The sequence below is a fragment of the Nesterenkonia sp. E16_10 genome (genome assembly GCF_017347085.1).
In the GTDB taxonomy this organism is placed as follows: Bacteria; Actinomycetota; Actinomycetes; order Actinomycetales; family Micrococcaceae; genus Nesterenkonia.
The window spans coordinates 190,970-204,402 of sequence record NZ_JADPSA010000029.1 but is presented as its reverse complement, the minus strand read 5'-3'; the positions used below and the strand labels follow the sequence as shown (position 1 = coordinate 204,402).

Annotated in this window: 11 protein-coding genes; 3 read left to right on the top strand and 8 right to left on the bottom strand. The window is 67.1% G+C overall.

Annotated features, from left to right (window positions below; all coding sequences use genetic code 11):
* Positions 1 to 2 precede the first annotated feature (2 nt).
* From proB to I2487_RS09620, 5 genes are all read right to left on the bottom strand, one after another.
* Entirely contained in the window at positions 3 to 1,157 is a 1,155-nt protein-coding gene (gene proB, locus I2487_RS09640; protein ID WP_207171945.1) for a glutamate 5-kinase, read from the bottom strand.
* Positions 1,154 to 2,824 (bottom strand): GTPase ObgE, encoded by a 1,671-nt coding sequence (gene obgE / locus I2487_RS09635; protein ID WP_207171947.1) that lies wholly within the window; start codon positions 2,822 to 2,824, stop codon positions 1,154 to 1,156. The genes proB and obgE overlap by 4 nt, the downstream gene beginning before the upstream one ends.
* Before the next feature lie 107 nt (positions 2,825 to 2,931).
* A complete protein-coding gene (rpmA, locus tag I2487_RS09630; RefSeq protein WP_036475435.1) occupies positions 2,932 to 3,186 on the bottom strand; it encodes a 50S ribosomal protein L27 in 255 nt (84 codons plus the stop codon).
* A gap of 52 nt (positions 3,187 to 3,238) precedes the next feature.
* Entirely contained in the window at positions 3,239 to 3,547 is a 309-nt protein-coding gene (gene rplU / locus I2487_RS09625) for a 50S ribosomal protein L21 (protein ID WP_036475557.1), read from the bottom strand.
* 208 nt (positions 3,548 to 3,755) lie between these two features.
* Positions 3,756 to 6,851 carry an Rne/Rng family ribonuclease gene (locus I2487_RS09620; protein ID WP_207171949.1) on the bottom strand — a complete coding sequence of 1,032 codons (3,096 nt, stop codon included), beginning with the start codon at positions 6,849 to 6,851 and terminating at the stop codon, positions 3,756 to 3,758.
* A gap of 379 nt (positions 6,852 to 7,230) precedes the next feature.
* Here I2487_RS09620 and I2487_RS09615 point away from each other — a divergent pair, with 379 nt between their 5' ends.
* The 3 genes from I2487_RS09615 (at position 7,231) to I2487_RS09605 (ending at position 9,702) form a co-directional block, all read left to right on the top strand.
* Positions 7,231 to 7,842 (top strand): vitamin K epoxide reductase family protein, encoded by a 612-nt coding sequence (locus tag I2487_RS09615; protein ID WP_207171951.1) that lies wholly within the window; start codon positions 7,231 to 7,233, stop codon positions 7,840 to 7,842.
* Between the two features lie 85 nt (positions 7,843 to 7,927).
* Positions 7,928 to 9,037 (top strand): S-(hydroxymethyl)mycothiol dehydrogenase, encoded by a 1,110-nt coding sequence (locus tag I2487_RS09610; protein WP_207171952.1) that lies wholly within the window; start codon positions 7,928 to 7,930, stop codon positions 9,035 to 9,037.
* Positions 9,038 to 9,045: 8 nt separating this feature from the next.
* On the top strand, positions 9,046 to 9,702 hold the full coding sequence (locus tag I2487_RS09605) for an MBL fold metallo-hydrolase (RefSeq protein ID WP_207171954.1): 657 nt from the start codon (positions 9,046 to 9,048) through the stop codon (positions 9,700 to 9,702).
* A 32-nt stretch (positions 9,703 to 9,734) separates the two neighbouring features.
* On the opposite strand, the gene I2487_RS09600 is transcribed toward I2487_RS09605, so the two are convergent.
* From I2487_RS09600 to I2487_RS09590, 3 genes are all read right to left on the bottom strand, one after another.
* A complete protein-coding gene (locus I2487_RS09600; RefSeq protein WP_207171956.1) occupies positions 9,735 to 10,529 on the bottom strand; it encodes a lipoate--protein ligase family protein in 795 nt (264 codons plus the stop codon).
* Between the two features lie 67 nt (positions 10,530 to 10,596).
* Positions 10,597 to 12,828, bottom strand: coding sequence for a GMC oxidoreductase (locus I2487_RS09595; protein WP_207171958.1), 2,232 nt, complete (start codon positions 12,826 to 12,828; stop codon positions 10,597 to 10,599).
* Between the two features lie 103 nt (positions 12,829 to 12,931).
* Positions 12,932 to 13,393, bottom strand: coding sequence for an ester cyclase (locus tag I2487_RS09590; RefSeq protein WP_207171960.1), 462 nt, complete (start codon positions 13,391 to 13,393; stop codon positions 12,932 to 12,934).
* Positions 13,394 to 13,433 lie beyond the last annotated feature (40 nt).

Sequence of the window (13,433 nt, the reverse complement as noted above, 5' to 3'; positions counted from 1 at the left end):
GCTCACAGCCTAGTCTCGATCCGTACGATGTCATCTGCGTGAATCACGGCGCGTTCGTATTCCGGCCCGAGGTCGGTGCCCAGCTCGGCCGTGGATCGGCCGAGCATCTGCGGGAGCTCGGTGGAGGAATATCCCACCAGTCCTCGGGCTCGCACGGTGCCGGCGCGGTCAAGGATCTCCACCGGATCAGAGGCCTCGAAGTCTCCGGTCAGCGAGAGGATCCCGGCGGGCAGCAGCGAGCGACGGCCCTCGACCACGGCGGCGACCGCTCCGTCGTCGATGCTGAGCCGACCCTTCGGGTGCGCCAGATGAGCGATCCAGGCGGAGCGGGCCCCGCGGCGTCGACCCCTGGCCTCGAAGAAGGTGCCCACGTCTTCGCCGTGGAAGAGCCGGCGGGCGTTCGGCGCGGAGGTCAGCAGCGCGGGAATGCCGCTGGAGGCCACGATCTGCGCGGCTTCGACCTTGGTCACCATGCCGCCGGTGCCGACACCGGCCTTGCCGCGACGACCCAGGGTCACCCCGGTGAGGTCCTCGGGGCCGGAGACCTGGGAGACCGGAGAACCTCCCTGTTCGGGCGGGCCGTCGTAGAGCGCATCCACATCGGAGAGCAGGATCAGCGCGTCGGCGCGAAGCAGGTTCGCGGTCAGCGCGGCGAGCCGGTCGTTGTCGCCGAAGCGGATCTCGTGGGTGGCCACCGCATCGTTCTCATTGACCACCGGCACCGCGCCGAGGCTGAGCAGCTTCTCCAAGGTGCGCAGCGCGTTGGTGTACTGGGTGCGCCGCATCAGATCCTCCACGGTCAGCAGCACCTGCGAGACCGTGGTGTGGTACTGGGCGAACGCCCGGGTGTAGTGCGCCAGCAGCAGCCCCTGGCCGACGGCGGCTGCCGCCTGCTGGGTCGCCAGGTCCGCGGGCCGGGTGCCCAGACCCAGCGGCGCCAGGCCTGCGGCGATGGCGCCGGAGGAGACCAGCACGACCTCGGTGCCGCGCTCACGCAGCACCTGCAGGTCCGCGACCAGGCGATTCAGCGCGTCCACGGAGATGCCCCCGTCAAGGGTGGTCAGCGAGGAGGAGCCGATCTTGACCACCACGCGCCGGGCATCGACCAGATCGGTGCGCGAGGTGACCATCGACTCGGTCAGCCGGGGCGTGCTCATGGCCGGTCGGCCTCCGCCTCATCAGTGCCGAAGCCCTCGTCCTGCAGATCGTCAGGGTTGCCGTGCGGGTAGAAGATCTCCACGCCGTCCTCGTCGGTGACGCTGGTGGGCGCGCCGTCGTCCTTGCGCTTGGTGCGTGCGCCGTTCTGGGCGCGGTACTCCACCTCCATCTCGGCGCGGGTGGCGACCTTCGCGGCGCGGCGGTCCGCCTGTTCCTGCTTCTTCTCCGCGCGAGTGGGCCGGGAATGGTCATCCAGGCGCAGGTCGGTGCCGCGAGGTCCGCCCAGGTGCTCGGCGCCGGCGGCCATGGTGGGCTCCCAGTCGAAGACCACGCCGTCCTCCTCGGAGCCGATGACCACGGCCTCGCCGGGCTTGGCGCCCTGTTTGAACAGCTCGTCCTCGATGCCCACCGCCACGAGGCGGTCGGCGAGGTAGCCCACGGCCTCGTCGTTGCCGAAGTCGGTCTGCAGGATCCAGCGCTCGGGCTTGTCACCGCGGACTCGCCACAGCGGCTCCCCGCCCTTGGACTCCGCCGTGACGGTGAACTGCTTGCGGTTCACCGAGCGGGGCCGCACGGTGACCGGCACCGGTGCGGGCTCGATCTCGCGCTGGGCGCGGGCCTCCAGGACCAGCTCGGCCATCGCGAAGCCGAGGTCGCGCAGACCGTCGCGATTCAGCGCGGAGACGTCGAAGACCCGGTAGCCGCGCTCAGTGAGGTCGGCACGGACCATCTCGGCCATCGCGGCGCCGTCGGGCAGGTCGGTCTTGTTCAGCGCGATCAGGCGGGGCCGCTCATTGAGCGGAACGGCGTTGGAGGAGTTGTCCTCCGTGCCGCCGGCGCCCTCGACCTTGTCCGGGGCGTAGGCCGCGAGCTCTGCCTCGATGGCGTCGAGGTCGCCCAGCGGATCACGGTCGCTCTCCAGCGAGGCGCAGTCGAGCACGTGGACCAGCGCCGCGCAGCGCTCCACGTGGCGCAGGAACTCATGTCCCAGCCCCTTGCCCTCGGCGGCGCCGGGGATCAGCCCGGGCACGTCGGCCACCGTGAAGCGGGTCGCACCGGCTTCGACGACGCCCAGGTTGGGCACCAGGGTGGTGAAGGGGTAGTCAGCGATCTTGGGCCGCGCGGCGCTCATCGCGGCGATCAGGCTGGACTTTCCGGCGGAGGGGAAGCCGACCAGGGCGATGTCCGCCACGGACTTCAGCTCCAGGACGATGTCGTTGGCCTCGCCGGGTGTGCCCAGCAGCGCGAAGCCGGGGGCTTTGCGCTTCTTCGACGAGAGTGCGGCGTTGCCGAGTCCTCCCTGGCCGCCTTCGGAGATGGTGTAGCGAGCGCCGGGCTCGACCAGGTCCGCCAGGACCCGACCGTCCTTGTCCTTGACCACGGTGCCCTCGGGCACGGGCAGCTCCAGGACCGGACCGCGGGTGCCGTGGCGCAGATCGCCCTGGCCCACTCCGCCGTTCTCGCCGTGGCGGTGGGGCCGGTGGTGGTATTCCAGCAGCGTGGTGGTCTGCGGGTTGACCACGAGGACCACGGAGCCGCCGTCGCCGCCGTTGCCGCCGTCGGGCCCGCCCAGGGGCTTGAACTTCTCGCGGTGCACGGAGACGCAGCCGTGGCCACCGTTACCGCCCGTGGTGTGGAGGACCACTCGGTCGACGAAATGTGCCATGGCTGGAGACTCCTTGAAGAAAATTCTGACTTAAGACAAGTCGAGGGTGGGCCCATCAAGTGGGCCCACCCTCGACTTTACGTGCGAAACGTCTGTGCAGGCCTGGATCAGGCTGCTGGGACGATGTTGACGACCTTCCGACCGCGACGGCTGCCGAACTCGACGGCGCCTTCTGCCAGTGCGAAGAGGGTGTCATCGCCACCGCGTCCGACGTTGACGCCGGGGTGGAACTTGGTGCCGCGCTGGCGGATCAGGATCTCACCAGCGGAGACGTTCTGGCCGCCGAAGCGCTTCACGCCCAGGTACTGGGCGTTGGAATCGCGGCCGTTGCGAGTCGAGCTCGCACCTTTTTTATGTGCCATTGGGTCTGCCTACCTCTCGGGAAGAACGGGGAAACTGCGAACCTGGATCGCCTCAGGCGATCGAGGTCACCTTGATGCGGGTGAGCTCGGAACGGTGACCCTGGCGCTTGCGGTAGCCGGTCTTGTTCTTGAACTTCTCAATGACGATCTTCTTACCGCGCAGGTTCTCCAGGACCTCGGCCTCAACCGTGATCTTGGCGAGCTCATCTGCTGCGGTAGTGACCTTGTCCCCGTCCACCAGCATCACTGCCGGCAGCTTAATGGTGCTGCCTGCCGCGCCCGGAACTCGGTCAACGGTCACGAGGTCTCCAACGGAAACCTTTTCCTGGCGGCCGCCAGCGCGGACAATCGCGTACACCACTTGGGACTCACTTCTCTCGATGATCATTTCGGACTTAACCAATCGCGCATATCCACGGAGGTCCTCCTGGAACGGAGACTCTCCGCAGATCTGCGCGGAAGACATGTCGGTGCTTATCACACCAAGGATCAACCTTACGCGAGGACCCCTGGGACAGCAAGTTGGCCATGCCCGATCCCCTGCTGAGGGATCGGGCACGGCCCACCGGCTACTCGGGGCGGGCGATCTCCTCGGCCTTGACCCCTACCCCGAACATCACCGGCTCGCTCGCGGGCTTCTTCTTCGGGGTCTCGGCGGAACTCTGCTCGGACGGTGCCGAGGAGAAGGTTTTGCCCTCGGGCTTCTGGGCGGTGGGGATCTGCTGGACCTCACCGGAGACGCCCTGCAGAGACCCTGCGGCACGACGACGGCGACGAGCCGGTGCCGGGCTGCGCGGTTCACGCGAGTCCAGCGCCTGCCCGAGGGTGTCGAGCGAGGCCTGCTTGTCCTGGCCGGAGCCGCCTGCGGAGGAGGACGCCTGCCGCTCGCGCTTCTCGGCGCGTGGAAGCGGGACCTCCTCGCCGCCGATCTTGAGCACCTTCTCGCTGGAGGCGCCGGACTTCTCGGCGCTGGCCTGCTTGGTGCTGGCCTGCTTGGTGCTGGCCTGTTCGGCGCTGGCCTGCTTGGCGCTGCTCTGTGCGTCGTCCTTCTGCTCGGCGGCCTCCTGTGCGGCGCCGGCCTGAGCATTGTCGCCCTGCCCGGTGCTGCCGGCAGGCTGGCTGGCGCTGCGGCGGCCTCGGCGACGTGCCGGTCGAGACCCCGAGGCGGATCCTGAGGCAGGACCGGACTGCTGGTTCTCAGCCCGGGCTCCGTCGTGGCTGCGATCGCCGGACTTCTCGGCGTCGCCCGCGGAGCCCTGCGCCGAATCGGCGTCAGTCTCCTTGCGGCGATCCTCCCCGGCGGGGCGCTGTTCCTGATCGGTGTGCTTCGAGGCGGCGGCGACCTGGGCGAGCGCCTGGCGTGCCTTCTCCTGGCGCTCCTTCTCCTCGGCGCTCACCTCCGGTGCGGACTGCGCGGAGTCATTCTCGTCCTCGGAGCGGCGCCCCTTGGACTTGCGCCGCTTCTTGGGTGCCCGAGCCTTCTGCGGGTCCCCGTGCGAGGTGAAGGATCCGCCGTGCTCGATCGGCTCGGCGTGGGTGATCACGCCGCGGCCCGCGCAGTGCTCGCAGTCTTCGGAGAAGACCTCCAGGAGGCCGGTGCCCATGCGCTTGCGGGTCATCTGGATCAGGCCCAGCGAGGTCACCTCGGCGACCTGGTGCTTGGTGCGGTCGCGTCCGAGGCACTCGACGAGCCGGCGCAGCACCAGGTCCCGGTTGGCCTCCAGGACCATGTCGATGAAATCGACCACGATGATCCCGCCGATGTCGCGCAGGCGCAGCTGCCGGACAAGCTCCTCGGCGGCCTCGAGGTTGTTCTTGGTGACGGTCTCCTCGAGGTTGCCACCGGATCCGACGAACTTGCCGGTGTTGACGTCGACCACGGTCATGGCCTCGGTGCGGTCGAAGACCAGCGAGCCGCCGGAGGGCAGGTTGACCTTGCGATCCAGTGCCTTGTTCAGCTGCTCGTCGATCCGGTGGTGGGAGAAGATGTCGTTGGCCTGCTGCTCCTCGGGGATCCACTGCTGGAGCCGGTCGAGCAGGTGGGGCGCCACATAGGTGACATAGGCCTCGATGTTGTCCCAGGTCTCTTCACCCTGGACCTCCATGGAGGAGAAGTCCTCGTTGAACACGTCACGGACGACCTTGATGGTCAGGTCGGGCTCGGCGTAGAAGAGCTCAGGGGCCAGCACCTTCTTGTCATCGGACTGGCGCTGGATCTGCTCCCAGAGCGAGCGCAGCCGGTTGATGTCGTTGGTCAGCTCCTCCTCGGAGGCGCCTTCCGCGGCGGTGCGCACGATCACGCCGGCGTTGTCCGGCATGTGGTCCTTCAGGACCTTCTTGAGTCGGGCGCGCTCGGTGTCTGGCAGCTTCCGGGAGATGCCGGTCATCGAGCCACCGGGGACGAACACCAGGTAGCGGCCGGGAAGCGAGATCTGGCTGGTCAGCCGGGCGCCCTTATGTCCGACCGGGTCCTTGGTGACCTGGACCAGCACGGAGTCGCCGGACTTCAGCGCGTTCTCGATCTTGCGCGGACCGCCGTTGAGGCGCGAGGCGGCCCAGTCGACCTCACCGGCGTAGAGCACGGCGTTGCGGCCGCGACCGATGTCCACGAAGGCGGCCTCCATGGAGGGCAGCACGTTCTGGACCTTGCCCAGGTAGACGTTGCCGATCAGCGAGTCCTGGGTGGTGTGCGAGACGTAGTGCTCCGCGAGCACGCCGTCCTCGAGCACGCCGATCTGGATCCGCTCCCCGCGCTGGCGCACGATCATCTTGCGGTCCACGGATTCGCGGCGGGCCAGGAACTCGGCCTCGGTGATCACCTGACGACGTCGTCCGGTGTCTCGGGAGGACCGGCGGCGCTGCCTCTTGGCCTCGAGCCGGGTGGAGCCCTTGAGCCCGGTGACCTTGTCCGAGACCGGGGCCTCGGCGGCCTCACGCGGAGCCCGGACCCGGGTCACGGTGTGGGCATCATCCTCATTGGACTCGACCTCAAGGTCGGCGCTGCCCCGACGACGACGGCGGCGCTTGCGGATCACCGGTGAGTCGTCCTCGGCGGAGTCGGTCTCCCGGTCCCCACGGTTCTGCGAGCCTGACCCGTTGCCGGAATCGAGGCTCTTCGCCTCTGAGTTCTTCGACTCTGAGTTCTTCGTGCCGTTGGACTGCGAGCCGTTCCCGGAGTCCGCGGAGTCCCCGGCTGTGGACTGCGCCTGCGATGACTCGGAGTCGCTGGAGCCCCGGGAGTCCTCGGAGCCGCGGTTCTTGTTCCGTCCGCCGCGGCGGCGCTTGCGGCGTGAGCGGCGGCCCGAGCCGTCGTCGTCCTGATCATTCTCGGACTGGGCATCCCAGTCCTGAGAGTCGTCGTCCTCGGAATCCCTGGTCTGGGAATCGCGGCTCGACGTGGAGGAGCCCCGGGAGTCGGAGTCCGCATCGTCGGCGCTGCGGGTCTTCGAGGGGGTGCGGGCCTTGACCGTGGCCAGATCCGGCGCCTGGAACAAGACGTTCACGGCGTCGTCCTGGGCGGCGGCCCGGGGCTCTTCGGGCTCTGGCGCTTCGGCCGCGTCGCTGGAGGGCTGGGGGCTCTCCGTCGAGGGCTGCGGTGCACTGAACGGATTGAAGATGTCGTTGCTGCCCGCTGCGTCGTCCGCGGGGGTCTCGGGGTGGGACATTATGGAGTTGCTCCTGACCGCTCCCACGGTGCCACACTCACCGCGTCCGCGGCTCTGCTTAGGTGGATTCAGCCGGTCGCGTTGACCCTGTCTCTCACAGAGGGTGCGACCTGCTCATTCCACATATTGATGTTGTCTCAAACCTATGTTCTTAGCTCCACTGGCCTTCCGGGCGCTGCTCCCTTTCACGGAGCGCGCTCTGCGCGGCCTTCCAGTGGCTGCTCATCAGCCCTTGGTCCCTTGCTGTGACGTATCTCACAACGGCGTCTATGGGGCCCAGGTGATGGCATGAAAGCCTTCTCGGTCTGCGGGTGTGGTCCGCTCGCCGATGTTACTCAGTATCGCATACCCCTTCAGAGAACCTGCGTAGAATCCCCGCATGGCCCTTCACCCGACCGAGCAGCTGATTCGTCCCCACATCGCCGGAACGCGTTCGGTGGGGCTGTGGCTGCTGCTGACCTCCGTGGTCGGCGCGGTGGCCAGCGGGCTGCTGATGCACGAGCGCATCCAGCTCTGGCGGGACGCCGACTACACCACGGCCTGCGACATCAACCCCTGGGTCTCCTGCGGTCTCGTGATGGACTCCTGGCAGGCGTCGAGCTTCGGCTTCCCGAACATCTTCCTCGGCGTCATCGGGTTCCCGATGGCGATCCTGGTCGCGGTGACCATCCTGGGCCGGGTCCAACTGCCCCGCTGGTACTGGCTCGGGCTGCAGGCCGGGGTGAGCTTCGCGATGCTCTTCTGCATCTGGCTCTGGTCCCAGGCGGTGTTCGTCATCGGCGCGCTGTGCCCCTATTGCATGGTGGTCTGGGCTGCGGTCATCCCGATGTTCGTGATCGTGACGACTCGCAATATCGCCACTGGCGCCCTGCCCGTCGGTCCGGGCCTGCAGAAGCTCTCCGCGGACTGGTGGTGGGTGGTCATCGTGCTGATCTACCTGGTGGTGGCCGGCAGCATCATCGTGCAGTTCCCTCAGGTCTTCACCGGCTGAGCTCAGGGTCTTCCTCCTGAGATATCGTGGAAACCGGCGTGCGAGACTCGCCGAAGTGTGACCTGCAGATATTTAGGAGCTGGCAATGTCCCAGACCGTTAGTGCCGTCGTCGTCAAAGAGAAGGACGGCCCCGCCGTCCTCGAGCAGATCATCGTGCCGGATCCGATCGCTGGTGAGGTCGTGGTCGACGTCTTGACCTGCGGCGTGTGCCAGACCGATCAGCATTACCAGCAGGGCGAGGTGGGCGACAACTTCCCCTACCTGCTGGGCCACGAGGCCACCGGCCGGGTCTCGAAGATCGGCGAGGGTGTGACCAACGTGAAGGTCGGTGACACCGTGATCCTGAACTGGCGTGCGGTCTGTGGTGAATGCCGCGCCTGCCGCAAGGGTGAGCCGAAGTACTGCTTCGACACCCACAACGCGCAGCAGCAGATGACGCTGACCGACGGCACCCCGTTGGAAGCCGCCCTGGGCATCGGTGCTTTCGCCGAGAAGACCCTGGTCGCGGCCGGACAGTGCACCGTGATCCAGGACCTCCCCTCGGAGTCCAATGCCGCCGTCGGGCTGCTGGGCTGCGGGATCATGGCCGGAATCGGTGCCGCGATCAACACCGGTGAGGTCCAGCGCGGTGAGTCCGTGGCCGTGATCGGCGCCGGCGGCGTCGGGACCGCCGCAGTGCTCGGGGCCAAGCTGGCCGGAGCCACCACCATCATCGCGGTGGACCTGGACGACCGGAAGCTCGCCAAGGCCGCCGAGCTCGGCGCGACCCACACGATCAACTCTAATGAGTCCGACGCCGTCGAGACCATCCGGGAGCTGACCGGGGGCTTCGGCGCCGATGTGGTCATCGATGCCGTGGGGCGTCCGGAGACCTATAAGCAGGCGTTCTACGCCCGCGACCTCGCCGGACGCGTGGTGCTGGTCGGCGTTCCAGATCCCTCGCTCATGTTGGAGCTGCCGCTGGCTGATTTCTTCGGCCGCGGCGGATCGCTGAAGTCCTCCTGGTACGGCGACTGCCTGCCCTCCCGAGACTTCCCGATGCTGGTGAGCCACTACCGCAACGGCAACCTCGATCTTGATGCGTTCGTCACCGAACGCGTCAGCCTGGACCAGGTCCAGGAGGCCTTCGACACGATGAATCGCGGCGAGGTGCTGCGCTCGGTCGTGGAGCTCCAGTCCGCCACCCAGAATTGAGGAACCCTATGAGCACCAGCTTTGAGAATCTCGTCACCTCCGGAACCTTCTCGCTCGACGGAGGCACCTGGGATGTCGAGAACAACGTGTGGATCATCGGCGATGAGAACGAGGTGATCATCATCGATCCTGCCCACGACGCCGATGCCGTGGCCTCGGCCGTAGGTGAGCGCGCGGTCAGCGCGATCCTGCTGACCCATGGCCACGACGATCACATCAGTCAGGCACTGGAGGTCCAGAAGCGCCTCGGTGGCAGGATCCACCTCAACCCGGAGGACCAGATGCTCTGGGACGCCGTGCATGAGGGCACCGTGCCGGATGTCCACATCAGCGACGGCGACGTGTTCACCGTGGGAGACGCCACCCTCGTGGCGATCCACACCCCGGGCCACTCCCCCGGATCCACCTGCTTCTACTCCGAGTCTCTGACCGGGCCGGACGGAGCCACCGCGCCGGTGCTGTTCTCCGGGGACACCTTGTTCTCCGGCGGACCCGGTGCCACCGGTCGGTCCTATTCGAGCTTCGAGACCATCATCGAATCGATCCGGACCCGGCTGTTCCAGGAGCTGCCGGGCGAGACGGTGGTCAACACCGGGCACGGCCCCTCGACCTCCATCGGGGCTGAGTCGCCGCATCTGCAGGAATGGATCGATCGCGGCGAGTGATCAGCAGTTGAATTGACCAGCCGTTGAGCTGGTCAGTCGGTTGAAGCGATGTTGGAAGGGATCGGCGAGGGTTCGTCGATCCCTTCCAATGTCCAGCGCCGGCTGTATGCCTGAAGCACCGCGGCTTCGATCTTCTCCACGGTGATGTCCACACCCAGCTGAGTGATCGCACCGGCGGTGAGCGGGTCCCAGGGAATCCCGAGCGCCGCATAGGCCCGGGAGAGCACCCGACGGATCGGTGCTCCGTCTTGGACGATGATCGAGGAGGAGAAGAGCCAGCCGGAGCCGATGACCCGCTGGGCGGTGCCGATGAGCTTGATCCGGACATCCGGAAGCTCCCGTGAGACCCCATGGACCGAATGGTCCCCCGGACAGTACTCCCCCGGGATCGGACCCAGCCGGGCCGAGACCCCTGCAGCCTCCAGCGCCTCGCGCAGGAGTTCGCCGAACTCGGTGAACCGGGCCTGGGAGTGCCGGATCGGGTCCGGGTCCGGCTCGATATGGTCGATGACCAGAGACCCTCGATGATAGGCCGCGGCACGTCCGCCGGCTCGACGCACCAGCGGCGTGAAGCCCTCCTCGCGGCAGGCCTGGGCCGCGGCGGCGAATCCTGGCAGCCGCTCGTCGCGCTGTCCGAAGGCCACGGTGGGTTCCGGCCGGTAGAGCCGCAGCAGCGGGAAGACGTCGACGTCGGTCAGGCCTGCTGCGTCCCGGGTGCGGTTCGCGTCTCGGGTGCGGTGCAGGAGAGTCAGTGCCCGCTCGAGATCAGCCTCGGCGCCGCCGCTGGTGGACTGTCGATAGACCTGAAGCGACTTCTTCGCCGTCATGGAATATGTGTCATGGGGTGTGTCAGTCGCCTGTGGGTCGTGAGCTGGCAGGACGTACCAGTTTACTTCACTGATCCCGGCCGTAGACGCCGCGCGCGGCCTGTCGGGCGAAGTAGGCCAGGAAGCGACCGACCGCGGCCAGTCGCTGGGGTCGGGAGAACGCCGAGCCCCGGACCGAGCATGCAAGTCGTACGACGTCTGAGGCGGAGATGGCGAGGGTCCCCGCAAGGGGCTCGGGCGAGGTCGACCCGGTGAGGCGCGAGTCCAGAGTCGTCAGGTCGTGAAGCATCCTCCACGGCCTACCTGCCTGCTGCGCCTTCACCGCATTGAGGCTCCACGTCCGACCGTCCTCGGCCACCAGCCTGAGCTCGTACTGCATGGCCTCGTCGTTGTCCGGTGCGAAGAGCTGAATGGTTCCGGTGACGGCCGCTGGCGCGCGAAGACCTTGCACGTCTGCTGACCCGGTCACGGTGACCTTGCGCAGCGGGTCCTGAAGAAAGACCCGCCAGCCGTTGATCCGACATTCCAGCTCCAGTGTGAGCTCGAGCTGCGCCCCTTCGTCGTCGCCGGTCGCGCAGAGCCGGCCCTTGATCTTCTCGTGGAACACCACGCCGTGACCGGAGCGTTCGATCCGGGACCTGTTCATGGCTCTCATGGCTTCATCCTCTGGAACAGTGCCCGGCTGCACGTGGCGCCACTCCGGAGCTCTCCACAGAGGATCGCGTAGATGCCGACGGATCACCGCTTCGATGTTGCGTTCTGCCATGGCGGTGATAGTCGCTGACGGATTGACCCCGGTGGCGGTGGGCACGGTCGATCCGTCGATCACAAACAGCCCCGGATAGCCGTGGACCTCTCCTGCGTCATCGACGACGCCGTGCGCGATGTCGACTCCCATGGGCACTCCGCCCAGGTTGTGGACGGTGACACCTTTGCGCAGATAGCGCCACGCAGGTGAGGCCGTCATGCTTCCTCCCAGGGCTTTGGCGACGAGCCTGGCGACCTGGCCCTCAGCGCGGTACAGTCGGGCGTTCTTCCGATTGTTCCAGGTCACTCGAGCCTCGCCGTGGTGATCGAGGCTCAGGCGCCCGTCCGAGGAGTCCCGTCCCATCAGGAGCAGGGTCATGATGTGGCCGCGGGCAGACGCGCGATCGGTGAGGTCGATCTTCAACCTCGCGATGGCCCTCGCCAACCCTCTGGAGACTGCGGTTCGGGTCGCTCGCGTGGGATCCAGATGCGCGACAAGGTTCAGAAGGGCCCGAGGATAGCCGCCATCCTGCACCTGGAACCACACCCGATTCTTGTTCAGGTCGAAATCGACGATCGTCGTGGTGGTGATCGTGGGCCCTTCATCGGCATCGACCGAGACTCCGCGCCGTTTGATGAACGCGAGATAGTCTCCATTCCCGGAGAAGTTGGTCCCGAGCGTGCTGGAGAGGCGAGGCAGTCCGTGAGCGAGGCCGCGGGAGCGCATGAGCAGTTCGAATGACCCGATCGCACCGGCGGCCACGAACACCGAGTCCGCTGAGATCTCCCATTCGCGTTCGGATTCCAGGTCGCGAACGCTCAGCACGAACCCCGAACCAGAGTCCCGGATCGCGCGGACCTCGGTGTCGGTCAGCGAAGTCGCTCCATGCTTCTCGGCCAGCGCCAGATAATTGTGGTCGAGGCTGTTCTTTGCTCCTACGTTGCACCCGAGGACACACTCCCCGACGAATGTGCAGCCGAACTGCGGCTGACCATGGCGGTTCACAACCGGTGTGCCGGGCGGGGCGAACTGGACGGCGAGGTGGGGATGAACGGTTCCGGCGGAGCGCCCGAGCTTCGAGACCAGAGCGTCCATCGACTGCGTGCGCGTCGGCAACGCTGTGGTGTAGGGGTTTCGACTCACCTGCCGCACCTCGAGCATGTGTGCCGCCAGGTCGTAGTAGGGGTCCAGCTCCCGGCGGTTGTAGCTCGCCGGCCACCCCTGATCGAAGGCATCTCCTGGAGCGCGCGCGAAGACGTTGGCGTAGACGAGGGAACCACCGCCCCAGCCCGCTGCTTGGACGCTGATCATGCTGTCGAGCCACCGCAGATCGTAGAGTCCGCGATCCTTCTCCCACAGCCAACGGTTGTTCAGATCAGATTCATCACGAGGAAACGACCCGGGCTCCCACCGTCTGCCCCGTTCGACGACGGTCACATCGAATCCCGCCTGGGAGAGACGTGCAGCAGCCACCGCACCTCCGAATCCACTGCCCACGACGACGCAGCGCATCGCTGCACCCTCGATATGGCCGCGCTCTGCAGGATTCATCGATGCCTCCCAGGGAGCCTCGGGTCACGGCAGGCTCAGGTCTTGGCCCCATCATGGACGCCAGGCCCGCGCGCCGGCAACGTTGTGCCGATCGGCGCCATGCTCAGCCGGCCCCGACCTGCAGCTGGGTCATGAGCGCGAGACTGTCCGCGTTGAGCCAGTACTCGACGATTCGGCCCTCTGCGACCCGCAGGATGTCCGTGCCGTGGAAAACCACGGGGGTGCCTGCGGGTGCGGCCGCTCCGGGCATGCCTCCGCCGTAGTGCCCGGTGGCTTGCCATCGCACCACGATGAGGTCGCCGTCGACCACGGGGCCCACGTCGACGGTGAAGCTGAGGTCGGACATGAGTGAGCGCATCTGAGTGACGATCTCCCGCATGCCCGAGACGCCACCGACTGCGCTGCCGTCGCCTCCGTCGAACATGGCCGCGTGCACGCGATTGTCCTCAGAGATGATCTGCTCAGCGATGTCGTAGTCGCCGTTCCATAGGGCGACCCAGCTCTCTGTGAGGGCCGTGGATCTGTGTCGGTCGATGGTGCTCGATGAGGTGCGAGGGTCTTCCATGGTGGTCTCCTGTGGCGGCGGATCCTTGACACGCGTAGGT

What these genes read in the sequence shown, in the direction of transcription:
- proB (WP_207171945.1), bottom strand. Translation starts at nt 1,157, where the DNA reads ATGAGCACGCCCCGGCTGACCGAGTCGATGGTCACCTCGCGCACCGAT.
- obgE (WP_207171947.1), bottom strand. Translation starts at nt 2,824, where the DNA reads ATGGCACATTTCGTCGACCGAGTGGTCCTCCACACCACGGGCGGTAAC.
- rpmA (WP_036475435.1), bottom strand. Translation starts at nt 3,186, where the DNA reads ATGGCACATAAAAAAGGTGCGAGCTCGACTCGCAACGGCCGCGATTCC.
- I2487_RS09620 (WP_207171949.1), bottom strand. Translation starts at nt 6,851, where the DNA reads ATGTCCCACCCCGAGACCCCCGCGGACGACGCAGCGGGCAGCAACGAC.
- I2487_RS09615 (WP_207171951.1), top strand. Translation starts at nt 7,231, where the DNA reads ATGGCCCTTCACCCGACCGAGCAGCTGATTCGTCCCCACATCGCCGGA.
- I2487_RS09610 (WP_207171952.1), top strand. Translation starts at nt 7,928, where the DNA reads ATGTCCCAGACCGTTAGTGCCGTCGTCGTCAAAGAGAAGGACGGCCCC.
- I2487_RS09605 (WP_207171954.1), top strand. Translation starts at nt 9,046, where the DNA reads ATGAGCACCAGCTTTGAGAATCTCGTCACCTCCGGAACCTTCTCGCTC.
- I2487_RS09600 (WP_207171956.1), bottom strand. Translation starts at nt 10,529, where the DNA reads ATGACGGCGAAGAAGTCGCTTCAGGTCTATCGACAGTCCACCAGCGGC.
- I2487_RS09595 (WP_207171958.1), bottom strand. Translation starts at nt 12,828, where the DNA reads ATGAATCCTGCAGAGCGCGGCCATATCGAGGGTGCAGCGATGCGCTGC.
- I2487_RS09590 (WP_207171960.1), bottom strand. Translation starts at nt 13,393, where the DNA reads ATGGAAGACCCTCGCACCTCATCGAGCACCATCGACCGACACAGATCC.